At 69.3% G+C, this 23,074-nt stretch carries 25 protein-coding genes; 13 read left to right on the top strand and 12 right to left on the bottom strand.

Annotation, left to right across the window (positions count from 1 at the left end; all coding sequences use genetic code 11):
- Positions 1-8: 8 nt before the first annotated feature.
- On the top strand, positions 9-599 hold the full coding sequence (locus AVR91_RS17530) for a TetR/AcrR family transcriptional regulator (protein WP_063274248.1): 591 nt from the start codon (positions 9-11) through the stop codon (positions 597-599).
- Positions 600-650: 51 nt separating this feature from the next.
- Here AVR91_RS17530 and AVR91_RS17535 read toward each other — a convergent pair whose 3' ends face one another.
- Positions 651-1,802 (bottom strand): citrate synthase 2, encoded by a 1,152-nt coding sequence (locus AVR91_RS17535; protein WP_016337507.1) that lies wholly within the window; start codon positions 1,800-1,802, stop codon positions 651-653.
- 291 nt (positions 1,803-2,093) lie between these two features.
- Here AVR91_RS17535 and AVR91_RS17540 point away from each other — a divergent pair, with 291 nt between their 5' ends.
- The 6 genes from AVR91_RS17540 to AVR91_RS17565 are packed head-to-tail and all read left to right on the top strand — an operon-like array spanning position 2,094 to position 6,495.
- On the top strand, positions 2,094-2,396 hold the full coding sequence (locus tag AVR91_RS17540; protein WP_063274249.1) for an urease subunit gamma: 303 nt from the start codon (positions 2,094-2,096) through the stop codon (positions 2,394-2,396).
- Positions 2,397-2,408: 12 nt separating this feature from the next.
- Positions 2,409-2,702, top strand: coding sequence for an urease subunit beta (locus AVR91_RS17545; protein WP_063274250.1), 294 nt, complete (start codon positions 2,409-2,411; stop codon positions 2,700-2,702).
- A complete protein-coding gene (locus tag AVR91_RS17550) occupies positions 2,702-4,423 on the top strand; it encodes an urease subunit alpha (protein WP_063274251.1) in 1,722 nt (573 codons plus the stop codon). Before AVR91_RS17545 ends, AVR91_RS17550 begins: the two co-directional genes overlap by 1 nt.
- Positions 4,423-5,097, top strand: a complete 675-nt coding sequence (locus AVR91_RS17555; RefSeq protein WP_063274252.1) for an urease accessory protein UreF — start codon at positions 4,423-4,425, stop codon at positions 5,095-5,097. The genes AVR91_RS17550 and AVR91_RS17555 overlap by 1 nt, the downstream gene beginning before the upstream one ends.
- Complete coding sequence (gene ureG, locus AVR91_RS17560) at positions 5,087-5,794, top strand: urease accessory protein UreG (RefSeq protein ID WP_063274253.1); 708 nt, start codon at positions 5,087-5,089, stop codon at positions 5,792-5,794. Before AVR91_RS17555 ends, ureG begins: the two co-directional genes overlap by 11 nt.
- Positions 5,791-6,495, top strand: coding sequence for an urease accessory protein UreD (locus AVR91_RS17565; RefSeq protein ID WP_063274254.1), 705 nt, complete (start codon positions 5,791-5,793; stop codon positions 6,493-6,495). The genes ureG and AVR91_RS17565 overlap by 4 nt, the downstream gene beginning before the upstream one ends.
- Positions 6,496-6,552: 57 nt before the next feature.
- On the opposite strand, the gene AVR91_RS17570 is transcribed toward AVR91_RS17565, so the two are convergent.
- Entirely contained in the window at positions 6,553-7,644 is a 1,092-nt protein-coding gene (locus AVR91_RS17570; RefSeq protein ID WP_063274255.1) for a lipase family protein, read from the bottom strand.
- Between the two features lie 91 nt (positions 7,645-7,735).
- Between AVR91_RS17570 and AVR91_RS17575 the strand changes: the two genes are divergently transcribed.
- The gene (locus AVR91_RS17575; RefSeq protein WP_063274256.1) at positions 7,736-8,356 is read left to right on the top strand and encodes a TetR/AcrR family transcriptional regulator; all 621 of its coding nucleotides are present in this window, start codon (positions 7,736-7,738) and stop codon (positions 8,354-8,356) included.
- A 79-nt stretch (positions 8,357-8,435) separates the two neighbouring features.
- Here the strand turns inward: AVR91_RS17575 and AVR91_RS17580 are convergent, their stop codons facing one another.
- Genes AVR91_RS17580 through AVR91_RS17610 form a run of 7 tightly spaced genes read right to left on the bottom strand, consistent with a single transcriptional unit; the run spans position 8,436 to position 15,181 of the window.
- Positions 8,436-9,029, bottom strand: coding sequence for a GTP-binding protein (locus AVR91_RS17580; protein WP_063274257.1), 594 nt, complete (start codon positions 9,027-9,029; stop codon positions 8,436-8,438).
- The gene (locus tag AVR91_RS17585; protein WP_016337497.1) at positions 9,007-9,387 is read right to left on the bottom strand and encodes a DUF742 domain-containing protein; all 381 of its coding nucleotides are present in this window, start codon (positions 9,385-9,387) and stop codon (positions 9,007-9,009) included. The genes AVR91_RS17580 and AVR91_RS17585 overlap by 23 nt, the downstream gene beginning before the upstream one ends.
- A gap of 20 nt (positions 9,388-9,407) precedes the next feature.
- Positions 9,408-9,833 (bottom strand): roadblock/LC7 domain-containing protein, encoded by a 426-nt coding sequence (locus AVR91_RS17590; protein WP_005156032.1) that lies wholly within the window; start codon positions 9,831-9,833, stop codon positions 9,408-9,410.
- On the bottom strand, positions 9,830-12,439 hold the full coding sequence (locus AVR91_RS17595; RefSeq protein WP_063274258.1) for a sensor histidine kinase: 2,610 nt from the start codon (positions 12,437-12,439) through the stop codon (positions 9,830-9,832). Before AVR91_RS17595 ends, AVR91_RS17590 begins: the two co-directional genes overlap by 4 nt.
- Positions 12,440-12,441: 2 nt before the next feature.
- Positions 12,442-13,230, bottom strand: a complete 789-nt coding sequence (locus tag AVR91_RS17600; protein ID WP_063274297.1) for an ABC transporter ATP-binding protein — start codon at positions 13,228-13,230, stop codon at positions 12,442-12,444.
- Positions 13,227-14,180 (bottom strand): ABC transporter permease, encoded by a 954-nt coding sequence (locus AVR91_RS17605; protein ID WP_063274259.1) that lies wholly within the window; start codon positions 14,178-14,180, stop codon positions 13,227-13,229. Before AVR91_RS17605 ends, AVR91_RS17600 begins: the two co-directional genes overlap by 4 nt.
- Complete coding sequence (locus AVR91_RS17610; protein WP_063274260.1) at positions 14,177-15,181, bottom strand: ABC transporter substrate-binding protein; 1,005 nt, start codon at positions 15,179-15,181, stop codon at positions 14,177-14,179. The genes AVR91_RS17605 and AVR91_RS17610 overlap by 4 nt, the downstream gene beginning before the upstream one ends.
- 379 nt (positions 15,182-15,560) lie before the next feature.
- On the opposite strand from AVR91_RS17610, the gene AVR91_RS17615 reads away from it, so the two are divergent.
- From AVR91_RS17615 to AVR91_RS17635, 5 genes are all read left to right on the top strand, one after another.
- Positions 15,561-16,070, top strand: coding sequence for a hypothetical protein (locus AVR91_RS17615; protein WP_228709228.1), 510 nt, complete (start codon positions 15,561-15,563; stop codon positions 16,068-16,070).
- Positions 16,071-16,401: 331 nt separating this feature from the next.
- Entirely contained in the window at positions 16,402-17,088 is a 687-nt protein-coding gene (gene pdxH, locus AVR91_RS17620) for a pyridoxamine 5'-phosphate oxidase (protein ID WP_063274261.1), read from the top strand.
- Positions 17,089-17,432: 344 nt separating this feature from the next.
- Positions 17,433-18,716 carry an MFS transporter gene (locus tag AVR91_RS17625; RefSeq protein WP_063274262.1) on the top strand — a complete coding sequence of 428 codons (1,284 nt, stop codon included), beginning with the start codon at positions 17,433-17,435 and terminating at the stop codon, positions 18,714-18,716.
- A 24-nt stretch (positions 18,717-18,740) separates the two neighbouring features.
- Entirely contained in the window at positions 18,741-19,325 is a 585-nt protein-coding gene (locus tag AVR91_RS17630) for a DUF3558 family protein (RefSeq protein WP_063274263.1), read from the top strand.
- Positions 19,326-19,420: 95 nt separating this feature from the next.
- Positions 19,421-20,806, top strand: coding sequence for an APC family permease (locus AVR91_RS17635; protein ID WP_063274264.1), 1,386 nt, complete (start codon positions 19,421-19,423; stop codon positions 20,804-20,806).
- 3 nt (positions 20,807-20,809) lie between these two features.
- Here the strand turns inward: AVR91_RS17635 and AVR91_RS17640 are convergent, their stop codons facing one another.
- Genes AVR91_RS17640 through AVR91_RS17650 form a run of 3 tightly spaced genes read right to left on the bottom strand, consistent with a single transcriptional unit; the run spans position 20,810 to position 23,027 of the window.
- On the bottom strand, positions 20,810-21,637 hold the full coding sequence (locus AVR91_RS17640) for an MBL fold metallo-hydrolase (RefSeq protein WP_063274265.1): 828 nt from the start codon (positions 21,635-21,637) through the stop codon (positions 20,810-20,812).
- The gene (locus AVR91_RS17645; protein WP_063274266.1) at positions 21,634-22,464 is read right to left on the bottom strand and encodes an MBL fold metallo-hydrolase; all 831 of its coding nucleotides are present in this window, start codon (positions 22,462-22,464) and stop codon (positions 21,634-21,636) included. Before AVR91_RS17645 ends, AVR91_RS17640 begins: the two co-directional genes overlap by 4 nt.
- Positions 22,464-23,027: a TetR/AcrR family transcriptional regulator gene (locus AVR91_RS17650; protein WP_063274267.1), complete on the bottom strand. Its 564-nt coding sequence runs from the start codon at positions 23,025-23,027 to the stop codon at positions 22,464-22,466. Before AVR91_RS17650 ends, AVR91_RS17645 begins: the two co-directional genes overlap by 1 nt.
- Between the last annotated feature and the right edge of the window lie 47 nt (positions 23,028-23,074).

The raw sequence follows: 23,074 nt of genomic DNA on the forward strand, positions 1-23,074 counted from the left end.
CACGCCGGATGTCGCCGGAAGCGCGCCGGGAGGACCTGATCCGCGCCGCGCTGGACCTGTTCGGCTCACGCGCGCCCGAACTCGTCACGGTCGACGACATCATCGCCCGCGCCGAGGTCTCCCGGCCGCTGTTCTACCGGTACTTCTCGAACCTGCGGAAACTGCAGGTCGAGGCGCTGAAAACGGTCACCGAAGGGCTCATCGACGGTCTGGCCGGGCTCGAGGAAGGCCCGCCCGAAACCCGGCTGCGGGCCGCCGTCCGCGGGCTGATCGACGTCGCCGACCACTACCGGGCGGGGTATGTCGCGCTCTTGCGCAGCGGTTCGGTGATCGCGACTTCGGAGACGGACGCGGCGATCGACGAGGTCCGCAACCGCGCCGTCGAGCTCATCCTCGGCGCGCTGGGAGTGTCGGAGCCCTCGCCTATGCTCCTGCTGACCCTGCGGTGCTGGACCGCGGTGGTGGAGGGCGCCCTGCTGAGCTGGCTGCAGGAGCGTTCCGTGCCGCGCGAGGCGCTGGACGGGTGGCTGGTCGATCAGCTGACGGCGATGCTCTCGACGACCGCTTCCCACGATTCTTCGGTCCCGCAGATGCTATGAACGGTCCGTTCCTTGCAAATTTTGCAAGGAACGGACCGTTCATAGCGCGCGTCAGGACTGCTTGACCACCAGGTCCCAGCCTTCGACGTCTTCCGGCTTCCGCGGCTCCGGCCCGACGTACTTGGCCGACGGGCGCACGAGGCGGCCGGTCTTCTTCTGCTCCAGGATGTGCGCGGCCCAGCCGGCGGTACGCGCCGAGCTGAACATCGCGGGCATCATATGCGGCGGCACCTGGGCGAAGTCCAGGATCACGGCCGCCCAGAACTCGACGTTGGTCTCGATCGGGTGGTCCGGACGCCGCTCGCGCAGCTCCTTCAGCGCCACCTGCTCCAGCTCCGCGGCCGCCTCGTAACGCGACGCGCCGAGCTCCTGGCAGGTCCGGCGCAGCACACGCGCCCGCGGGTCCTCCGCGCGGTACACGCGGTGCCCGAAGCCCATCATCCGTTCCTTGCGGTCCAGGATGCCCTTCACCAGGCCGACCGCGTCACCGGTCTTCTCGACCTCTTCGATCATCGGCAGCACCCGCGCCGGCGCGCCGCCGTGCAGCGGGCCGGACATCGCGCCGATCGCGCCGGACAGGGCCGCGGCGACGTCGGCGCCGGTCGAGGCGATCACCCGGGCGGTGAAGGTCGAGGCGTTGAGACCGTGCTCGGCGGCCGAGACCCAGTAGGCGTCGATGGCCTTGACGTGGGCCGGGTCGGGCTCGCCGCGCCAGCGGACCATGAAGCGTTCGGTGATCGACTTCGCCTCGTCGACCCGGGTCTGCGGGACGGCGGGCTGCCCGATGCCGCGAGCGGACTGGGCGACGTACGAAAGCGCCATCACCGAGGCGCGGGCAAGCTGGTCGCGCGCCTCGTCGTCGGTGATGTCCAGCAGCGGCCGGTAGCCCCAGATGGGGGCGAGCATGGCCAGCGCGGCCTGGACGTCGACCCGGACGTCGCCGGTGTGCACCGGCAGCGGGAACGGCTCGGCGGGCGGTAGCCCGTGGCCGAAGCGGCTGTCGACGAGAAGACCCCAGACGTCACCGAAGGTCACCTTGCCGGCGAGATCCTCGATGTCGACACCGCGGTAACGCAGCGCGCCGCCGTCACGGTCGGGCTCGGCGATTTCGGTCTTGAAGGCGACCACGCCTTCGAGACCCGGTCGGAAACCGTCGTCGACCTGCTCGGACGGCTGATTGGTGCTGATCGTGGAGGTACTCACTGTGGTGAAACCTTTCGATGCGCATTCCCCGGCTTTGTGTTCATGCGTGGACGGGATACACGCAGCGAAGGCGCGCCTCATCGCACGGATGGACAAACTTTGCTCCACGTCGCGGCCCGGGGCAATCGAAAGATGTGGTGCTTTCGGTCACGATTACGAGAACGATTCAGTGAAAAGGACGTTCGTACGCGAAGAGTTACGGCGACGTTCACTTTGCGTGTACCGGACGCCGACGTAAATCCTGTGTTTCGAGAACCGGCGGCGGGCGGTTTCCGGTGATAGACCTTTCCCATGCACCTGAGCCCCCAGGAGCGGGACAAACTGCTCATCCACGTCGCGGCGGACGTAGCTCGCAAACGCCTGGAGCGCGGGGTCCTGCTGAACTACCCCGAGGCGGTCGCCCTGATCACCGATCACGTCCTCGAAGGCGCTCGCGACGGCCGGACGGTGAGCGAACTCGTCGCGAGCGGGCGGACGGTGCTCGGCCGCGCGCAGGTGCTGGACGGAGTGCCGGAGATGGTCGATTCCGTGCAGGTCGAAGCCACTTTCCCGGACGGCACGAAGCTCGTCACCGTGCACGACCCGATCGTCTAGAAAGGGCCGCGAGTGCGACCAGGAGAGATCATCACCGGCGACGCGCCGGTCGAGCTGAACCCGGGCAGGCCGCGCGTCCGGCTGCTGGTGCGGAACGTCGGCGACCGGCCCGTCCAGGTCGGTTCGCACTACCATTTCGCGGCGGTCAATCCGGGGCTCGAATTCGATCGCGAAGCCGCCCGGGGACATCGGCTCGACGTGCCCGCGGGTACGTCCGTCCGTTTCGAGCCGGGGGTCGAACGCGAAGTCGACCTCGTCCCTTTGGCCGGGAACCGCGCGGTGCCCGGACTGCGGAAGGCGACCTGATGCCGTCGATCGATCGCGAGCGGTACGCCGAACTGTTCGGCCCGACCACCGGCGACCGGATCCGCCTCGCCGACACCGATCTGCTGATCGAAGTCACCGAAGACCGCAGCATGGGTCCGTCGGGCAGCGGTGACGAGGTGCTGTTCGGCGGCGGCAAGGTGATCCGCGAATCCATGGGCCAGGGGATGGCGACCCGGGCCGAAGGCGCGCCCGACCTGATCATCACCGGAGCGGTGATCCTCGACCACTGGGGGATCGTCAAGGCCGACGTCGGTGTCCGCGACGGCCGGATCGTCGGCATCGGCAAGGCGGGCAACCCGGACACGATGGACGGTGTCGACCCGGCGCTGGTCGTCGGACCGTCCACGGAGGTGCTGTCCGGCAACGGGAAGATCCTCACCGCGGGCGGCATCGACTGCCACGTCCACTTCATCTGCCCGCAGCTGACCGACACCGCGCTGGCGTCCGGGCTCACCACCCTCGTCGGCGGCGGGACCGGGCCGGTCGAGGGCAGCAAGGCCACCACCGTCACGCCGGGCGCGTGGAACCTCGGCCGGATGCTGCAGGCGATGGACGGCCAGCCGGTCAACGTCCTGTTGCTGGGCAAGGGGAACACCGTCCGGCACGAGGCGCTTCGTGAACAGCTCGCCGCCGGCGCGGGCGGATTCAAACTGCACGAGGACTGGGGCAGTACCCCGGCCGCGATCGACGCCTGCCTGACCGTGGCGGACGAATCCGGTGTCCAGGTGGCGATCCACACCGACACGCTGAACGAAGCCGGCTTCCTGGAGTCCACTGTGGACGCCATCGGCGGCCGGTCGATCAACGCGTACCACACCGAAGGCGCGGGCGGCGGGCACGCGCCGGACATCATCCAGGTCGCCGGGCTGCCCAACATCCTGCCGTCGTCGACGAACCCGACGCGCCCGCACACCGCGAACACCCTCGACGAACACCTCGACATGCTCGTCGTCTGCCATCACCTGAACCCGTCCGTGCCCGAGGACCTGGCGTTCGCCGAAAGCCGGATCCGGCCGACGACCATCGCCGCCGAGGACGTCCTGCACGACCTCGGCGCGATCTCGATGATGAGCTCGGATTCGCAGGCGATGGGCCGCATCGGCGAGGTGATCATCCGGACCTGGCAGACCGCGCACGTCATGAAACGACGGCGTGGCGCGCTTCCCGGCGACGGCGCGGCCGACAACCTGCGGGCCCGTCGCTATGTCGCCAAATACACGATCAACCCCGCGATCGCGCACGGTATGGAGCGCGAGATCGGCTCGGTGGAGGTCGGGAAACTCGCCGATCTCGTGCTGTGGGAGCCGAAGTTCTTCGGCGTGCGGCCGCATGTGGTGCTCAAGGGCGGATTCCCGGCGTGGGCGGCGATGGGCGACGCGAACGCGTCCATCCCGACGCCGCAGCCGGTGCTCGCCCGGCCGATGTTCGGCGCCGCGCCGACGGTCGCCGCCGCGAGCAGTCTCCATTTCGTGGCACCGGAAGCGCTGGAAAACGGAGTGGCGGAGCGGTTCGGCATCGCGCGGAAGCTCGTGCCGGTATCGAACACCCGGGCCCGGGGCAAGGCCGACATGGTGCTCAACGACGCGACGCCGGACATCCGGGTGGAGCCGGACAGTTTCGCCGTGCACGTCGACGGCGAGCTGATCGAGCCGCGGCCGGTGACCGAACTGCCCATGACGCAACGGTACTTCCTGTTCTGATGGATCTTTCGGCGATCATCCTGGCCGACTCCCGGTTCCCCGGGGGCGGGCATGTCCACTCCGGCGGGCTCGAAGAAGCCGTCACCCGGAAGCTGATCACGCACGAACGTGACCTTCCGGGCTTTCTCGCCGGGCGCTTGCGCACGGCGGGTGCGCTGGCCGCGGTGTTCGCCGCCGCGTCGGCGCACGCGGCCGCGCGTAACGTCCGAAGTGGACACTGGCGGCGGCTCGACCTGGAACTGGACGCCAGGACGCCTTCACTCGCGCAGCGGGAGGCGTCCCGCGCGCAGGGGCGTGGGACGGCCAGGGCGGGAAAGGCGGCCTGGCCGTCGCCGGTGCTTTCCCAGCTGCTGAAGGAAACCCCGCGACCGCATCATCCGGTGATCGTCGGCGCGCTGGTCGGAGTGCCCTTCGACGCCGCGATGGCGGTGGCCTACCTCGCGATCAGCGGTCCGGCGAGCGCGGCCGTACGGCTGCTCGGTCTGGACCCGTTCGCCGTCAACGCCGTCGTGGCCCGCCTTGCGGAGGAGGTCCGGGAGGTTTCCCGGCGGGCCGCCGAGGTCGCGGGTGACGATCCCGCCGATCTCCCGGCGCCGGGTTCACCGGCGCTCGATCTGTTCGCCGAGGCACACGCCCGGCATCACCAGGAAGAGGTGCGTCTCTTTGCCAGCTGAGCATGGTCACGGTCACGGACATGTGCACCCGGTCAACTTCGACCCGACCGCCGCGGAACCCGACCACTACGAGCAGGCGCCGACCGCCGGGCGCGCGTACCGGATCGGGATCGGCGGGCCGGTGGGAAGCGGGAAGACCGCGCTCACCGCGGCGCTGTGCCGGGCGCTCGGCGACGAGGTGAACCTCGCCGTCGTCACCAACGACATCTACACCACCGAAGACGCCGACTTCCTGCGCAAGGCCGGGGTGCTCGACCCGGAGCGGATCGAGGCCGTGCAGACCGGCGCGTGCCCGCACACCGCGATCCGCGACGACATCACCGCGAACCTCGACGCCGTCGAACGGCTGGAGGAGCGCTTCCCGGGGCTGGATCTGGTGATCATCGAAAGCGGCGGGGACAACCTCACCGCGGTGTTCAGCCGGGGGCTCGCCGACAGCCAGGTGTTCGTGGTCGACGTCGCCGGCGGCGACAAGGTGCCTCGCAAGGGCGGGCCGGGCGTGACGACGGCGGATCTGCTGGTGATCAACAAGATCGACATCGCGCATCTGGTCGGGGCGGACATGGTCGTGATGACCTCGGACGCGCACCGGATGCGGGGTGAGCTGCCGGTGATCACCCAGTCCCTTGTGGACACTCCGAACGCGCCGGCGGTGGCGGACTGGGTCCGCTCGCTGCTTCCGGTCCGCGCGGGGTGAAGGCGCACGCGCGGCTGACCGCCTGCTTCGAGGGCGGCCGGACCGTACTGCGTGAGCTGCGCTCGATGGCGCCGCTCACGCTCCTTCCCAAGCGAGGCGCCGGTGCGACGGCGGTGGTGCATCTGGTCAATTCGGCGACGTCGCCGCTGGGCGGCGACGAGCTGAAGCTGACCATCCGCGTCGGTGCCGGTGCTTCGCTGCGGCTTTCCGGGGTGGCGGCGACGATCGCGCTGCCCGGCTTGCACGGTGAGGGCAGCTCGTCCTTTGTGGACATCGTCGTGGACGACGGTGGGTCTTTGGAGTACCTGCCGGAGCCGACCGTGGTGACCGCCCGCGCCCGGCACGCCGCCGTGTTCCGGGCCTCGTTGGCGTCCGGCGCCTTCCTGCACACGCGAGAGGTGCTGGTGCTCGGGCGGGCGGGCGAACGGCCTGGCTCTCTGGTGACGACGCAGCAGGTGACCCGGGGTTCCGTGCCGGTGCTGCGGCAGACGCTGGAGGTCGGGGACTCCACTTTGGACGCCAGCCTCGCGCATCTGGCCGGGAGACGGGTGCTGGCGACCGATCTGGTCGTCGGTGGTCCCGTGGTGCCCGAGGCTTCCGGGGAGTGGTGGTCGCGTACTTCGCTGGCCGCGGGTGGGACGCTCACGACTTCCTTGGCGCCGGACGCCGTGACCGCGCTTCGGGTGTTCGAAAGTCCGTGAAGGCCTCCTTGAGGGATCCTGGGTCCCTCAAGGAGGCCTTCACGGACCGACTCCCCGTCAGAACTTCGTGCCCAGCCAGGTCATCGCGACCGGCCCGCCCGCCGACACCCCGCCGATGTGTTCCAGCAGCGGGAATTCCTGCCAGGTGACGTCGGCGCCGAGGGCGCGGTAGCGGTCGAGCAGGCCCTTGCCGACCGAAAGCGGGATCAGTTCGTCCAGCGACGCGTGGTACAGGAAGACCGGCGCGCCCGGTTTGGTCTTGCCCGCGAGGTTCTCGCCGAGCCGGGCTTGCCAGCGCGGGTCCGACGAAACGTTCGGCACGGTCGTGAAGTCGTTCAGCCGCGCGAAAGGCGCCGCCGCGCCGAGTTCGACGGTGCACGCTTCCTTGACCTTCGCGACGGCCCTCTCGCCCTTCGCGTTGAGCACCTCGGTGAACGGCAGTTCCGGATACGCGGTCGCGTAGCCGACTGCGGCACCGAGCACCAGGCCGAACGCCGGACCGCCGTCGTTGAACTTCAGGACGGCGTTCAGATCCGCCGGCACCCCGCCTTCCGCGACACCGACCAGGTTGACGTCGGGGGCGTAGGACGGTTGCAGTTCGCCGGCGAACGCCGCGGCCTGGCCTCCTTGCGAGTAACCGAAAACGCCGACCGGTCCGGTCTTGGACAGGCCCGCTTCGGGGACGTTCGACGCCGTGCGGGCGGCGTCGAGAACGGCCCGGCCCTCGGACTGGCCGACGGCGTAGGTGTGCGTGCCCGGGGTGCCGAGGCCTTCGTAGTCGGTCACGACGACCGCCCAGCCGCGCGAAAGCGCTTGGCTCATCAGGAGGACTTCGTTCTCGGACCCGTTCGTCAGCCGGGTCGACGGCGCGCAGCGGTCGCCGAGGCCGTGGGTGCCGACGGCGTAGCTGACCAGCGGGCGCGCGCCCTTCGTCCACGGTGTGTGCGGGACCAGCAGGATGCCCGACACCGTGTTCGGCTGTCCCGTCGCCGAGGTGGAGCGGTAATGGAGTTTCCAGGCCTTCGCCGGGGCGGTGGCGACGACCGGTTTGTAGTCGACCAGGTCCCCGGGCGCGCTCGGCGCGGCTTGCGCGGCGGGCGCGCCGATCAGGGTGGCTGCGAGGGCCGAGACCAGAACTGTCCGAAGCACCGTTGCCTCCAGTTTGGTAATCGAGATTTTCGCAATGTAGGCGCTGTTGCTAGCATCTGGCAATCCCTGTTACCGAATCGGGGGAGGTCGAGTGGCCCGCACCTATGGCGGGGTCGCGCCCGAGCAACGGCGCGCCGAACGGCGTGAACGCCTGCTACTGGCGGCCCTGGACCTGTTCACCTCGACGGGCTACCAGCAGGCGAAGATCACCGAGTTGTGCACCCGCGCCGGCGTCTCCACGCGGAACTTCTACGAGGAGTTCGAGAGCAAGGAGAAGGTGCTGCTCACCCTGCACGAGCGCATCAACGCGCTCGCGCTGGAGCACGTCACCGGCACCCTGGAACGGCTGGAGGACGCCGACGCGGTCACCCGGATCGGGACGCTGCTGGACGTCTTCGTCAGCACGGTCACCTCGGATCCCCGGATGCCGCGGCTGAACTACGTCGAGGCGGTCGGCGTCAGTGCCGCCTTGGAGGCGCAGCACCAGGAATGGGTCGACCGGTGGGCCGCGTTCATCGAGGCCGAGGCCCGGCACGCCGCCGTGCACGGCGTGGCGCCCGATCGCGACTACCACCTGACGGCGATCGCGCTCGTCGGCGCGGCGACGGGTCTGCTGCGCGAGTGGCAGGCGCACACCCCGCCGCTGCCGGTCGCCGACGTCGCCGCCGAACTCCGGGCCCTGATGCTGGCCGCGATCACCCGGCCCGTCTGACGCCCGCCGGATGTCATGAAAGGGTCGTTCAGGACGAAAAACGTCAGGAACGACCCTTTCATGACACTTGGGGCACCCGTCAGGAGGCGGCCGAGGCGCGACGGAAGGTGTTGTGCAGCACGGCGAGCAGGGCGTCTCGCACGGAGAGGCGCTGCCGCGCGTCGAAGGTGATCAGCGGGACGTCCTCGCTCACCGCGAGCGCCCAGCGCACGTCTTCGAGGTCGTGCTTGAGCGAGCCGTCGAAGACGTTCACCCCGACCACGAACGGCAACCCGGCCTTCTCGAAGTAGTCGACGGCCGGGTAGCAGTCGTCGAGCCGCCGGGTGTCGACGATGACGAGCGCGCCGAGCGCGCCGAGCACGAGGTCGTGCCACATGAACCCGAACCGGTCCTGTCCCGGCGTGCCGAAGAGGTACAGCTTCACCTCTTCGTCGATGGTGATGCAGCCGAAGTCCAGCGCCACCGTGGTGGTGGTCTTCGACGGCACCTCCCCGCCGGAGCCGTCGACGGCCGCGCCGGCCGAGGTCATGGCAGCCTCGGTGGTCAGCGGTTTGATCTCGGAGATCGCGCCGACGGTGGTCGTCTTGCCGACCCCGAATCCGCCCGCGATGACGATCTTGACCGGTGTCGGCGGCTTGGCCGGCGCCGGTTCAGCGAATTGCTTCGAGTCCACGAATGACCCTTTCGATCATGCCGAGGTCCTGGGTGAAGGCTCCCGCCGGGCGACGGAGCACGACGTAGCCGAGTGCGGCGAGATCCGCCACGAGCACCCTGGCCACGCCGATGTGCAGGCCGAGCATCGCCGCCACTTCGGCGACGGATTTCGTTTCCCGGCAAAGGGAAACGATCTCCCGTCGTTCGAAGGTCAGCCTCGCGTGCGAGGCCGCGCCGAGCCTGCTCGTGAGCACCTGAGCCTCGATTTCGAGCGTGCCGTCCACCGGCTGCGCGCGGCCGGCGGTGAGCAGATACGGGCGTAGCGGCGAGATGCCCTGTCCGGCGCCTCGCGGCTGGGGTACCTGATCGTCGCTCATTCCCTTGTCCCCTCGTCAGTTCAGCTGCCGACGCTCTTCTTGAGTTCCTCGATCAGCGCGGGGGTGAGCACCTCGGTGGCCCGGTTGGCGAACATCGCCATCTCGTAGGCGATCGTGCCGAGGCTGGCCTGTTTGGTGGCGAGCACGCCGAGCGAGCAGCCGATGCTGATCGTGCAGACCAGCAGGTAGCCCTGCTCCAGCTCGATGATGATCTTGTCGGGCGAACCGAGCGGGTGGCTCTCGGAGACACCGTGCGCGAGGCCGAGCATCGCCGAGCAGATCGCGGCCAGCCGGTCGGCGTTGGCCCGTTCGAGCTCGGACGACATCGCGATCAGCAGGCCGTCGGCCGAGACGGCGATCGCGCCCATCGCGCTCGCCGTGTTCTGCGCGAAGCGCGTCACCAACCAGTTGAAGTTCCGGGCTTCGACGCTGACTCCGGTCGTCATCTCTTGCTCTTCTCTCTCTGTTGCATCTCCGGGTTGACGGCTTTCTCCAACCCGTCACTGAAGGCGTCGAACGCGGCACGCTCGGCCTCGGGGTCACGCATGCCCTTGGGCTTGGTGGTGTTCAGCGCCGCCCGCGCGGTCTGGTGCCGCGCGGCCGGGCCTTTCGCCAGTCCCGGCGCCAGCTGCGCGCCGGGGACCCGCCTGGTGAGACCGCCGCGGGAAGCGGCGGGCACCGGTGTCGGGGTCGGCATGGGCGCCGGGGCGGGCGGTGCGGTGGCTTTCGCGAGTCCGGCCTCGAACCCGTCGAAGGCCGCTTTGGCCGCTTCTGGATCATGCCTGGACTTCTGCCGCGCCGGTGCTTCGGGGGCACCGGGAAGCTGCGCGCCCTTGACCCGCCGCCGCAGCCCGCCGCGGGTCTCGCCGGGGTCGGCGGCGGTGAGCGTCGGCGCGGGAGCCTGGTACACGGGCTCGGGCACCGGCGCCGGCAGGGGCGGTGGTTCCACGATCTCTCCGTCGGTCTTGCGGAACCACCGGAAATCCTTGGGCTGCCTGCCGTCGCGCGGGATCATCCCGGCGATCGCCAGCGTCGGCGGTTCGCTCGGCGCAGCCTTCAGCCGCGGCTCGGGCAGCGACGGCGGTTCGGGCTCGTCACCCGGTTCCGCGGTCGGCCACACCGGCGGCGCCGGGACGGATTTCGGCGCGGGCGGCCGGTAGGTCAGCAGATTCGGCGGGACGGTGAGCCGCGCGGTGATCCCCGCGCCCGGCTCGGTCTCGGTCAGCTCGACCTTGAGCCCGTGCCGCCGCGCGAGCCGCCCGACCACGAACAGCCCGAGCACACTGGTCGGCGCCAGTTCGAGCCGCTCGCGTTCGACCAGCCGCCGGTTCTCCTCGGCGAGCCGTTCGGCGGTCATACCGATGCCCTGGTCCACGATCACGATCAGGCAGGAGCCGTCGGGCAGGATCTTCGTGCCGACGTCCACAAAGGACTCCGGCGGGGAGAACGACGTCGCGTTCTCCAGCAGCTCGGCGAAGATCAGCACCAGATCGGAGCCGAACGGCGACGACAGCAGGACGTCGCCCATCGAGCCGAGCCGCACCCGCTGGTAGTCCTCGATCTCCGCGAGCGCCGAACGCAGCGCGGTCGAGAGTTCGATCGGCCCGGAAATCCTTGCCTCGTCCCGGTTTCCCGAAACGACGAGCAGGTTGTCCGCGTTCCGGCGCAGGCGGGTGGAGAGGTGGTCGAGCCGGTAGAGGCTCGCCAGCAGGGCGACGTCCTGCTCGTTGCGCTCCAGCTCGTCGACCAGCGCCAGCTGCCTGCCCACCAGGTTCTGCGTGCGCTTCGCGACGTTGGCGAACATGAGGCCGACGTTGCGCCGCGTGACGGCCTGCCGTTCCACCAGTTCGGCCGCGGTGGCCTGCACCCGGTTGAACGCCTCGGCCAGCTTGCCGAGTTCGTCCTGCGAGGACACGTCGATCGTGGCGAGCCGCGGCGCGAGTTCTTCGTCCTGCTCGGTGTCGGTGACGCGGACGAGTTCGGTGCTCGCGAGGTCCGCGACCGACGTCGCCGCCGTGGTCAGCTTCCGCAGCGGATCCGCGATCGACCGGCTGACCGCGATCGCGAGGCCACCGACCAGCAGGAACAGCACACCGGCGCCGACACCGATCGTCCACGCCAGGTTCTGCGCCGCGTCCGCCCGCGCGGTCGCCGCGTCGGTGATGCCGGTGGTGACCGCGTCCTGCGCGAGACGCCGCTGGTTCGACTGGGCGTCGACGGCGCCGAGGATGTCCGGCAGCAGGCTCTGCACGGCTTGCGGGCCGCGAGCTTCGGGGAGCCTGGTCTCCAGCGCGTCGACCCGGCGGCCCGTGTCGCCCTGCTCGACCGCGACGACCTGCGTGGCCTGGGTGACGTCGGCCTGCTGCACGAACCGTTCGAGGAACAGCGAAGCCTGCTGTTTCGCGTCGGCCAGCACCGGCGCGCCCGATTCGGGGGTGACCAGCACGATGATCAACGCCATCCCGCGCAACGAGTTCTCCTCGTTCGCGCGCAGCAGCGCGTCGAGCGCCGTCAGCTGCTGGGTGCCCGCCGCGTCACTGGTCTGCTGCGGCACGAGGCGGAGCGAGTTGATGACCGCGTCGATCACCGCGTGATACGTCCGCGCCACGCTGTCGAGTGAGGCACCGCGCCGCAGTGCGTTCTCCCGGATCTCGTTCAGCGACCCGATACGCACCAGCGCCGCCGCGAGCTCTTCCGGCGCGTCGGCGCTCAGCCCCGCCCGCACCTGGTTCACCGTTTCCGCGACCACGCCTTGCTGCTTCAGCATCGCCGAACTGCTCGCCGACGTGGACGCGATGTAGTGCGCCGTCAGCAGCCGCTCGCGCTGCAGTTCCCAGGCGAGCGTGCCGAGCGCGCGGGCCTGCGACGCGACGTCGGCGGTGGTGCGGGCGGACCGGGCGTCGTCGATCTCCCCGGCGACGTAAGGCACCGACACCAGGACGACGGCGGTCAGCGGCAGCATCAGGAGCAGGTTGAGCTTGCCCCGGATGCCGAGTCTGCCCAGCAGTCCGGATCGCGACCCGCGGTCCGGCCGGGTCTTCCCGTGCCTCATGGTCACCTTTCTCCCCGGCTCCGCCCGAGATGTCCGCGGTGCTGTTCCCGGACGAGGTCTTCGATGGACGCGCGCAGCGAGACGAACTCGGGCGTGCGTTTGACCGCGAGGTCGCGTTCACCGGGCAGGTCGACCGCGATGTCCGCGGCCACCCGGCCCGGATCCGAGGCCAGCACCACGACGCGCCCGCCGAGGAACACGGCCTCCTCGACGTCGTGGGTCACCATCAGCACGGTGGTGTGCGTGTCGGTCCAGATCCGGCGGATCAAGACCTGCATGTCCTCTTTGGTCTGGACGTCCAGCGCGCCGAAGGGTTCGTCCAGCAGCAGCACGTCGGGCTCGCACACCAGCGCCCGCGCGATCGCGACCCGCTGCTTCTGCCCGCCGGAAAGCTGTTTGGGCAACGACTTCCGCAGATGATCGAGCCCGGTCTCTTCGAGGTACCAGTCGATCCGGCGCGCCCGCTCGGCCTTGTCGAGGCTCAGCAGTTCGAGTCCGAACGCGACATTGCCCTCCACCGTGCGCCACGGGTACAGCGCGCCGTGCTGGAACACCAGCCCGCGCTCCGGGCCGGGCCCGGTCACGGCGTCGCCGTCGAGGGTGATGAGGCCTTCGGTCGGTTCGGTCAGCCCGGCGATCAGCGACAGCAGCGTCGATTTGCCGGACCCGCTCGCGCCGACCACGCAGACGAAGTCGCCGCGCGCGATGTCCAGGTCGATCCCGTCGAGCGCCCGGGTGGTCTTGCCACGGACCGTGTAGTCCTTGGCGACCGCTTTGAGCTGAAGCGTCATGCCGCCCACTTCCCGACCCTGGCCCGCAGGAGCCGCAGCGCGATGTCGATGACCAGTCCGAGCAGGCCGATCACGATCAGCAGCGCGAAGATCCGGTCGGTCTGGGTGAACCGCTGCGCCCGCATGATCCGCAGGCCGAGCCCGGCGGTGGCGTTGATCAGTTCGGCGACCACCACGAAGTTCCACGCGGCCGCCGCGTTGACGCGGGTGGCGTCGATCATGCCGGGCAGCGCGTGCGGGACGATCACCTTGCGCAGCACCTCGCCGCGCCGCGCGCCGAGCGTGTAGGACACGTCGAGCAGCGAACGCGGCACCCCGCGGACGGCGTCGGCGATCATCAGCGTGTTGAAGAAGACCGTGCCGAGGAACAGGACCGCGACCTTCGACGGCTCGCCGAGGCCGAGCCAGATCATCAGCAGCGGGATGAACGCGCTCGCCGGCAGGTAGCGCAGCATCGCGATGACCGGCTCGAACAGTGCCAGCCCCGCGTCGAACGTCCCCATCACGATGCCGAGCGGCACCGAGACGAGGATCGCGAGCCCGAAGCCGAGCAGCACCCGCTGGGTGGTGGCCCAGAGGTCGCTGAACAGTTCACCCGACTCGATCATCTTCACCAGCGCGTCGAACACCGCGACCGGCGTCGGCAGGAACAGGGGTTTGATCGTGCCGAGCGCGTTCAGCGTCACCCAGATCAGCAGCGGGATCACGAACGAGGCCACCGCCAGCGTCCACCGCCAGCGCGCGGGGATCGGCGTCCGGAGCGAGAACAGCGGGGAGGCGTTCGGCTTCAGGCCCGCCCGGCGGGGCAGCGGCGACCAGTCCGGTCGCGTGCCGCGCCGCTCTTCCTGCGCCTCGGCGAGCCGCTGCTCGTCTTCGAGACGGCGTGCCTCGGCCTCGTCAGCGGCGTCCGTCCGCTGAGCGGCCCGGCCCGTCGCGTCCGTGGCGCTCACTTCACCGCCTTGACGTACTGGTCGTCGAACAGCCCGTCGAAGTTCGGCGGGGTCTGGGCGAGCCCGTTGGCGACGATGAATTCGGCGATCTTGCCCGCCTGGAAGTTGAGGTGGGCCGGGGTGACGCCGGGGGTGAACGCGTCGAGGTTCTGCTGCTTGGTGAAGATCGTGGTGCCCGCGTCGTAGGACTTGTACTCGTCGACCGACACCGCGCCGCGTTTCGCCATGATCTTCACGGCCTCTTCGCGGTTCTGCTTGATCCAGTCGATGGTCTCGAACCAGGTGTTCACCAGCGCCTGGACCTCCTTCTTGCGCTCCTTCGACATCTGCTCGGAGACGACGAGGTGGTCCGGGATGGCGCCGGGGAACTCGGCCGACGTCGCGATGGCGCGGCTGCCGGGGCGCTCGAGCGCCTTCGAGGTGAAGGGGGCGAAGGCGGCGACGGCGTCGACCTGCTCGCCGACGAACGCGGCCGCGGCGGCGTCGGTCAGCAGCGGGACGATTTCGACGTCCTTCTCGGTCAGCTTCGCCTCCTGCAGCGCGAGCAGCAGCAGGTAGTGGTCGACGGTGCCCTGCTCGACGGCGATCTTCTTGCCCTTGAGGTCGGCGACGCCGGTGATGCCCTGGCGGGCGATGATCTTGTCGTTGCCGGTCGAGTTGTCGTTGACCAGCACCACCGACAGTTTCGCGCCACCGCTGACCGAGGCGAGGGTGTCGTTCAGGGTCTGGCTGTTGGCGTCGATCGCGCCCGAGGAGAGGGCGTTGATGCTCTCGGTGTAGCTGTCGAACCACTTCAGGTCGACGTTCACGCCGTTCTTCTCGAAGAGGCCCTTCTCCTGGGCGACCGCCCACGGGAACCACCCCGGCCAGGCGCTGTAACCGATGGTGACCTTGGTACCGGAGGCGGCCGTACTGTCGGAACAAGCCGAAAGGGCGGTCACGCCCGCCAGCGAAAGGGCGCACAACAACGCCGTCAGCAGACGGCGGGAACGGGAAATCACAACGCACTCCTGGGGAAGGGGAGTAACTCGGGCGTGGAAAGTTCCGGCTGTTCGAGCGCAGGACTGATCGACCGGTGTCGAGCTCCCTCCCGGAAGCCCGGCCGGCAATGGCGGATGGTTCGGCCGCACACCCGGCCGCCCCAGCCAAACCTCTGAACGTATTGGATAGAGGTGATCACCCCGTTGCTCTCGGCGGCGATCCTATCGAGTGGCGCAAGGTCTACCTAGTGTGATCGTCGGCTCTTGCACGATTCGCTGTCACATTCTGCTAAATCCGGCCGTTCGCCCCAAAGGGCGGAGTCTCGACGGGTGGGCAACCCGGTCCCGGACGTCGTACGTCCATCGGGTGGCGGGTGAATATCTCCGGAGGGAGCAGAGGATGAAAATTCGTTCGGCCGCGTTGTGCGTCGCGGGGGCGGCGATCTTGTCCACCTTGGCGGGCGCGGGACAGGCGAACGCGACGAGACCGTCCAGTCTGGTCATCAGCCCGAGTGCCGTTGTCGCAGGTGGGAAGGTCACCGCGGACATCTACTGCCTGCGCCCGTCGGGTGCGGGCGAACTCGCGACGTCCCTTGTCGCGGACGGTCTCGCGGCCCCGATCCCCTTGCGGGTGGTGGGCGACGGCGGCACCGGCGGCATCGGTGTCGCGTTGCGCGGCGACGGTCCGGTGGGGACGGTGCCGGGGCGCTACACGGCGGCTTACGACTGCTGGGGCTGGATCGTCCGCGCGGAGTTCACTGTCGCGAACTGGCAGAAGCGAAGGCCGGTTCCGGGACGCGAATTGCCGTCCCGGAGCCGTCCTTCGCTGACACATCCGGGGGAGATGTTCCGGACGGTAATTTCTGTCAATCGACAGAATTGGTCCCGGCCGGCGCGGGCGCCTTCGTGAAATCCGGAAGAATTGTTCGCGGAGTGCCGAAATACCGGTGAAACAAAAGTGGAAAGAATTCCGTGCCGATCCGCGTGGACCCGGTCTGTCCAGGGCATTTCCGCCGTTTGCGGAGACGGACGCGATTTCGCGGGACCGACGTTCGACCTTGATCGATCAGGCCCGGCCAGGTAACGGGGAGGTGACGGCTTGCGGTCCAGCGGCTACACACAGATGATCCAGCGGGGGTGGCGGGTGTCACCGTTCAGTGGGTTTCGCCGCCGCGTCGGAGGCAATACCGTCGGCGGCAAAGCCGAAGGTATGGCCCCGACCGGGTACGGAGGTTTGGCGGATGATGCCGGAGATCAAGGAAGGCGCTGCCGGGAACGGCGACGCCGTCGTGCGCCTGCCCGGGATGCGGGTGGCCTACGAAGGCGCGGCCTTCGAAGAATCCGCGCTGGCGGAGACCTGGACCGAGCAGCTGCAGGACTGGCTGAACCAGGCCGTCTCCACCGGGATCGCCGAACCGAACGCGATGGTGCTCGCCACCGCCGACCCGGACGGCAGGCCGTCCTCCCGGACCGTGCTGTGCAAGGGCCTCGACGAGCGTGGCGTCGTGTTCTACACGAACTACACCTCCACCAAGAGCCACGACCTCACCGCGACGCGCTACGCGTCGGTCACCTTCCCGTGGTACCCGCTGCAGCGTCAGGTCCACGTGCGCGGCGAGGTGGAGAAGGTCAACGTCGCCGAGACCGCCGAGTACTGGGCGTCCCGCCCGCGGGGTTCGCAGCTCGGGGCCTGGGCGTCGCCGCAGTCCCGCGTCGTCGACGGCCGCCGCGCCCTCGAGACCGCGCTGCACGGTATCGAGCGCCGCTTCGCCGACGTCGAGAACATCCCGTTCCCGCCGCACTGGGGCGGGTGGCGCATCCGGCCCGACGTCGTCGAGTTCTGGCAGGGCCGCGAGGACCGCATGCACGACAGGCTCCGCTACGTCCGGACCGACGACGGCTGGCAGATCGAGCGCGTCGCGCCGTAATTTTTGCCGGCGCGCTTCCGCAAACGCGCCGAAGGGGCGTCGTTCCGCTTCAACGTCACGTTGAGCGGAGAGGCGCCCCTTCATCGCGTTTCCGGGGGCCTTCGGCCCAAAAGAGGGCGCGCGGCGGTGAAGTCTCCCCGTCGCGCTGGCGCGCTCCCGGGAGACCGTTGGGTCGCCCGGGGCTCGGTGCGGTTACGGATGGGGGCTGAAGGGGACTTTCGCCGCGTCTCATGCGGTGAAAGCTCCCTTCGCCGCGTCTGACGAGGGGAAAGTCCCCTTCACCCGCCACTGGGTGAGCTAAATCGCGCGCGGATGGTTAGTTAGCGCGGCTAAGCTGTCGGGTTGTGAGTGACGACGTGGGGGTTGAACAGCGCAAGGGTGTCCGCAAGCTGTTCGGCTCGATCGTCGTCGACACCCGGCCGCTCAAGATCCCCGCGTTCCGCCGCCTCTGGCTCTCCACCGCGGTCACCGCGATCGGCAGCCAGCTCACCGCCGTCGCGGTCCCCAAACAGGTCTTCGACCTCACCGGATCATCCGCGTACGTCGGCCTGACCGGCCTGGTCGCCCTGATCCCGCTGCTCGTCTTCGGCCTCTGGGGCGGCGCCATCGCGGACGCCGTCGACCGCCGCAAGCTGCTCCTCGTCACCAACGTCGGCGTCACGCTCACTTCGGTGGTCCTGTGGCTCCAGGCGTTCCTGAACGTCGGCTCCGTCTGGCTGGTGCTGGGCCTGCTCGCGGTCAACCAGGCGTTCTTCGCGGTCAACATGCCGACCCGCAGCGCCGTCGTCGCCCGGCTGGTCCCGGACAACCTGATCGCGCCCGCGACCGCGCTGAGCAGCACGATGGCCACCTTCGGCGCGGTCTTCGGCCCGCTGCTCGCCGGTTCGCTGATCCCGATCCTCGGCCTCTCGACGCTCTACCTGATCGACGTCGTCGCGCTGACCGCCACGCTCGTCGCGGTCTACCGGCTTCCGCCGATCCCGCCGCTCGGCGAGATCGCGCGCCGGGCCGGGATCCGCGACATCATCGACGGCTTCAAGTACCTGGCCACGCAGAAGATCCTGCTGGCGTCGTTCCTCGTCGACATCATCGCGATGGTCGCGGGTATGCCGCGCGCGCTGATCCCGGAGATGGCGGAGCGCACCTTCGGCGACCCGCCCGGCGGCGGTCCGGCGCTGGGCTGGCTGTACGCCGCGCTCCCCGCGGGCGCGATGCTGATCGGCCTCTTCTCCGGCTGGCTGACCAGGATCCGCAACCAGGGCGCGGGCGTGATCGTCTCGGTCTGCGTCTGGGGCGCCGCCGTCGCCGGTTTCGGGCTCGCGAACTCGCTGTGGCTCGCGGTCTTCTTCATGGCGCTCGCCGGCGCGGCCGACATGGTCAGCGCGATCTACCGGATGTCGATCCTGCAGGTCGCCACCACCGACGAGATGCGCGGACGGCTGCAGGGCGTGTTCACCGTCGTCGTCGCGGGCGGCCCGCGGATCGCCGACCTCACCCACGGCTGGGCGGCCGCCGGGGTCGGCACGGCGGCCGCGGCGTCCGGCGGTGGAGTGCTGGTCATCGTGCTGGTCGTCGGCGCGGCGCTGCTGATCCCGTCGTTCTGGCGGTACCGGGCCCCGGTGGACTGAGCCGTCCCGTCTATCGTCGGGCCCATGCGTATTTCACGGGCGATCGTCCTGTTCGCCGCTGTCATCGCGACCCTTTCCGCCTGTTCGTCCGGAGGCGAAAAGACGGACAACGCGGCCAAGCCGTCGAGCCCGGCCCCCTCGTCCTCCGCCGCGCCGAGTTCCTCGGCCGCGCCCACCGGTGGCGCCGGTGCGAAGGAACCCTGCGCGCTGCTGCCCGCCGAGGCCGTCGGCAAGGCCGTCTCCATCCAGGGCGTGACGTCGGCACCGGGCCCCGTGCAGGACAACGCCGCCAACGGGGGCAAGGCCAAGAGCTGCGTCTACTCGGCCGCCGGCAAGCAGATCGGCGCGCTCGCCGTGACCCGCTTCGAAGGCAACAAGATCAAGCCCCCGGAGATGGTCGCGGCGCTGAAGAAGGCGAAGCAGAACGCGAAGGACGTCGCCGGTGTCGGCGAGGGCGCCATCTACTACACCGACGCGAACAAGACCGCGACGCTTGCGGCCGCCGAACTCGTGGACGACGTCCCGGTGCTGATCAACTACACCGGCCCGACGAAGATGACGCAGGACATGATGCTCCCCCTGGTGAAGACCGCGGTCGACGCCAACTGAGCGGATTACCCAAAGGCGGGCTTCGTCAACCCGTGACGAAGAACTGACCAAACCGGACTGTCGGCACCAGACGTGATGCGGCACACTCTTGCCGCATGGCGGACACGACGACAACAGAACAGACCGGTCCTGCCGGTCAACCGAGCCTCAAGCGGGTGATGGGTTCCAAACTCCTGCTGTTCTTCGTGGTGGGGGACATCATCGGGACGGGCGTGTACGCGCTCACCGGGCAGGTGGCGGGCCGGGTGGGCGGCGCGCTCTGGCTGCCGTTCCTGATCGCGTTCGTGGTCGCGTTCATGACCGCGTTCAGCTACCTGGAACTGGTCGGGAAGTACCCGCAGGCGGCGGGGGCCGCGCTCTACACGCACAAGGCGTTCAAGATCCGCTTCCTCACCTTCATGGTGGCGTTCGCGGTCATGTGCTCCGGGATCACATCGGCTTCGTCGGCGGCGAAGGCCTTCGGGGAGACCTATCTCAAGGAGTTCATCACCGCGCCGATGCCGCTGGTGGCGATCCTGTTCGTGATCGGCCTCGCGCTGATCAACTTCCGCGGGGTCTCCGAATCGGTGAAGACCAACGTGGTGCTGACCTGCATCGAGATCGGCGGTCTGCTGATCATCATCGGGGTCGGCGTATGGGCGGTGCTGAACGGCAACGGCGACGCCTCGCGGCTGGTCGAGTTCGACACCGAGAACCAGACGATGCTGGTGGCGATCACGTCGGCGACGTCGCTGGCGTTCTTCGCGATGGTCGGTTTCGAGGACTCGGTGAACATGGCCGAGGAGTGCAAGGACCCGATCCGGATCTTCCCGAAGGCGATGCTGTGGGGAATGGTCATCGCCGCGACCATCTACATCCTGGTCTCCGTGACCTCCTCGCTGCTGGTGCCCGCGGACGAGCTGGAGGCGGCCAAGAGCAGCGCGCTGCTGAAGGTGCTCGACGTCGGGGCGCCCGGCTTCCCGCGCGAGGTGTTCTCCGCGATCGGTCTCTTCGCGGTCATCAACTCGGCGCTGATCAACATGCTGATGGCCAGCCGCCTGCTCTACGGCATGGCGAACCAGCGGATCATCCCGAAGCAGCTGGGCACCGTGCACCCGTTCCGCCGCAGCCCGTGGGTGGCGATCGTGTTCACCAGCCTGATCGCCATCGGCCTCGTGTCCTTTGTGGACATCGGCGTGCTCGGCGGGACGACGGCGTTGCTGCTGCTGGCGGTGTTCGCCATCGTCAACGTCGCGGTCCTGGTGCTGCGCAAGGAGAAGGCGGCGCACAAGCATTTCCGGGCGCCGACGATCATCCCGGTGCTGGCCGCGATCTTCTGCGTCTACCTGGTGACGCCGTTGTCCGGACGGCCCGCGCGCGACTACAAGGTCGCCGCGATCCTGCTCGGCGTCGGCATCGTGCTGTGGGGGATCAACTGGCTCGTCATGCGGGCCACGCACAGTGAAGAAGACCGGCAGCCCATCGAGCCGCCGGTCGGTTAGGCGCTAGCCGCGGCTGAGCGCCTGGTACTCCACCGGGCTGTGGGCCGAGAACACGGTGATCTCGTCGGCGTGTTCTCGGCCCAGCTCGCGCAGCCGCTCGACGTTTTCCAGCCGCGGTTTGCGCAGCGTCTGCACCATGTTCTGGAACGCGGTCATCCCCGGCGGGCAATGCGGCTTCACCGGATCCATCTGCCCGTGGAAGAAGTACGCGTCGCCCGCGTGCAGCAGCCAGCCGTCGCCGGTGTCGACCGCGACGCCGGTGTGGCCCTTGGTGTGTCCCGCGAGCGGCACGAGCAGGATCTCCGGCGGCAGGCCCTTGAGCTCGCGGACGGCCTGGAAACCGAACCAGTCGTCCCCGGCCTCGTCGTACATGCTCCACAGTGGACGATGGGCGAACTGGTTGGCCCGGAAGCGGAGCTTCTCGCTCTGGTTGGACGGCGACGTCGCCACGTCGTGTTCCGCGGTGCGGACGTGCACGACGGCGTTCGGGAAGTCCGCGAGCCCGCCCGCGTGGTCGACGTCGAGGTGGGTGCAGATGATGTGCCGGACGTCTTCGAGCTTGTGGCCGAGCGCCTCGACGTGGTGGGCCGCCGTCTCCGTCTCGACCGGCTTCGCACCGACCATGATCGTGAACGGCGTCCCGAGCCACGCACCGGGATTCGCGACGCCCTTGCGGCCGAAGCCGGTGTCCACCAGCACGAGCCCGTCGCCGGTCTCGATGAGCAGGCAATGCGCCACCAGCTCCGAGCGGCGCAGCAGCCCGGGCTGGCCGTCGAGCAGCTTGCCTCCCGGTGCGCGCATCGTGCCGCAGTTCAGGTGGTGCACCTTCATAGCCTGCTCCTCTGGCTGAGCCGTTCGAATGCGGTGACGTCGTGGGCGGCGAAGACCGTCACTTCGGCACCGTTGTTACTGACAAGTTCGCGCAGCCGGCGCTGGTTGTCCAGTCGTGCCGTCTTCTCCGTCTGCATGTACGACTCGAAGAAGCCCAAGGCCGGAGGGATATGCGGTTTTCGCTCCAGCTCGCTGCCGTGGAAGACGGCGTCACCGGCGTTGAGGAGCCAGCCGTCACCCGTGTCGACCGCGACGCCGGCGTGGCCGCGGGTGTGCCCGGCGAGGGGGATGATCAGGACGTCCGGGACCCCGTCGAGCTCGCGGACGGCGTCGAAACCGAACCACGGCTCGCCGTCGGCGCGGTACGAGCGCCAGATCGGCCCGTGATCGAACTGGACCTTGCGGTAGCGGCTCGCCTCCTTGCGGTCGATCGGCTTCTCCAGCGCCTGGAGCTCGCGATCGTGGACATGGACCCGCGCGTGGGGGAAGTCGACGAGCCCGCCCGCGTGGTCGAGGTCGAGGTGGGTGAGCACGATGTCGCGCACGTCGGCCGGGTCGAAGCCGAGCTTGCGGATCTGGGTGGTGGCGCTGAGGTCGTCGTCGCTGTCGGGGTGCACCAGCCGGACGAAACCGGCGCCGAGCCATTCGGCCGGGCGGGTGACGGCCGGCGTTCCGACACCGGTCTCGACGAGTACGAGCCCGGTGCCGGTCTCCAGCAGTAGACAGTGGCAGACCAGTTCGGCTCGCCGGAACAGCCCGGGCCTGCCGTCGATGAGTTTGCCGCCGACCGGCCGCATGGTTCCGCAGTTCAGGTGATGGACGCGCATCAGGAGAGCTCCCGTTCGAGTGTGGTGCGAAGGTGCGGGGCGATCGCGCGCAAGGGCGCGGTGTCGTGCAACGTCTTGGCCAGCAGGAGGCCGCCCTCGATGGCGGCGAGGACGACCGTGGCCAGGTGGTTCGCCTTGTCGGTGGCCAGCGCTTCGGCGATGACGGTGTGCCAGGACTGGTAGCCGTCGGCGCAGGCCTGGCGGATCACCTCGCTGTCGCCCGACGCGTCGAGCGCGACCGTCGCGAGCGGGCAGCCGCGCTGGAAATCCGACTCCTCCAGCGAGGTCGCCAGCGCGTCGACCACGTTCTCGATACCGGTGACGATGTCGGGCGCGTTCGCGGCGATCGTGCGCAGCTGGTCGCACAGCCGGTCGGCGGACTGGCGGATGGCTTCGGCGGCCAGCTGCTCCTTGCCGCCGGGGAAGTGGAAGTAGAGCGACCCTTTGGGCGCGCCCACGGCGGCGACGAGCTGGTTGAGCCCGGTGGCGTGGTAGCCCTGCTGGTGGAAGAGGTCGGCGGCGGAGTCGAGCATGCGCTGCCGGGTGTCGGTGCGGCGGACCATGCGGCCGACTGTAGCCCAAACTATGACGACCGGTCTAGTAAGACTAG

This window comes from Amycolatopsis keratiniphila subsp. keratiniphila, from assembly GCF_001620365.2.
Lineage (GTDB): Bacteria > Actinomycetota > Actinomycetes > Mycobacteriales > Pseudonocardiaceae > Amycolatopsis > Amycolatopsis keratiniphila.

Coding starts and splice junctions, on each gene's coding strand:
- AVR91_RS17530 (WP_063274248.1), top strand. CDS start 9: ATGTCGCCGGAAGCGCGCCGGGAGGACCTGATCCGCGCCGCGCTGGAC.
- AVR91_RS17540 (WP_063274249.1), top strand. CDS start 2,094: ATGCACCTGAGCCCCCAGGAGCGGGACAAACTGCTCATCCACGTCGCG.
- AVR91_RS17550 (WP_063274251.1), top strand. CDS start 2,702: ATGCCGTCGATCGATCGCGAGCGGTACGCCGAACTGTTCGGCCCGACC.
- AVR91_RS17555 (WP_063274252.1), top strand. CDS start 4,423: ATGGATCTTTCGGCGATCATCCTGGCCGACTCCCGGTTCCCCGGGGGC.
- AVR91_RS17585 (WP_016337497.1), bottom strand. CDS start 9,387: ATGAGCGACGATCAGGTACCCCAGCCGCGAGGCGCCGGACAGGGCATC.
- AVR91_RS17590 (WP_005156032.1), bottom strand. CDS start 9,833: ATGACGACCGGAGTCAGCGTCGAAGCCCGGAACTTCAACTGGTTGGTG.
- AVR91_RS17595 (WP_063274258.1), bottom strand. CDS start 12,439: ATGAGGCACGGGAAGACCCGGCCGGACCGCGGGTCGCGATCCGGACTG.
- AVR91_RS17600 (WP_063274297.1), bottom strand. CDS start 13,230: ATGACGCTTCAGCTCAAAGCGGTCGCCAAGGACTACACGGTCCGTGGC.
- AVR91_RS17615 (WP_228709228.1), top strand. CDS start 15,561: ATGAAAATTCGTTCGGCCGCGTTGTGCGTCGCGGGGGCGGCGATCTTG.
- pdxH (WP_063274261.1), top strand. CDS start 16,402: ATGATGCCGGAGATCAAGGAAGGCGCTGCCGGGAACGGCGACGCCGTC.
- AVR91_RS17630 (WP_063274263.1), top strand. CDS start 18,741: ATGCGTATTTCACGGGCGATCGTCCTGTTCGCCGCTGTCATCGCGACC.
- AVR91_RS17635 (WP_063274264.1), top strand. CDS start 19,421: ATGGCGGACACGACGACAACAGAACAGACCGGTCCTGCCGGTCAACCG.
- AVR91_RS17640 (WP_063274265.1), bottom strand. CDS start 21,637: ATGAAGGTGCACCACCTGAACTGCGGCACGATGCGCGCACCGGGAGGC.
- AVR91_RS17645 (WP_063274266.1), bottom strand. CDS start 22,464: ATGCGCGTCCATCACCTGAACTGCGGAACCATGCGGCCGGTCGGCGGC.
- AVR91_RS17650 (WP_063274267.1), bottom strand. CDS start 23,027: ATGGTCCGCCGCACCGACACCCGGCAGCGCATGCTCGACTCCGCCGCC.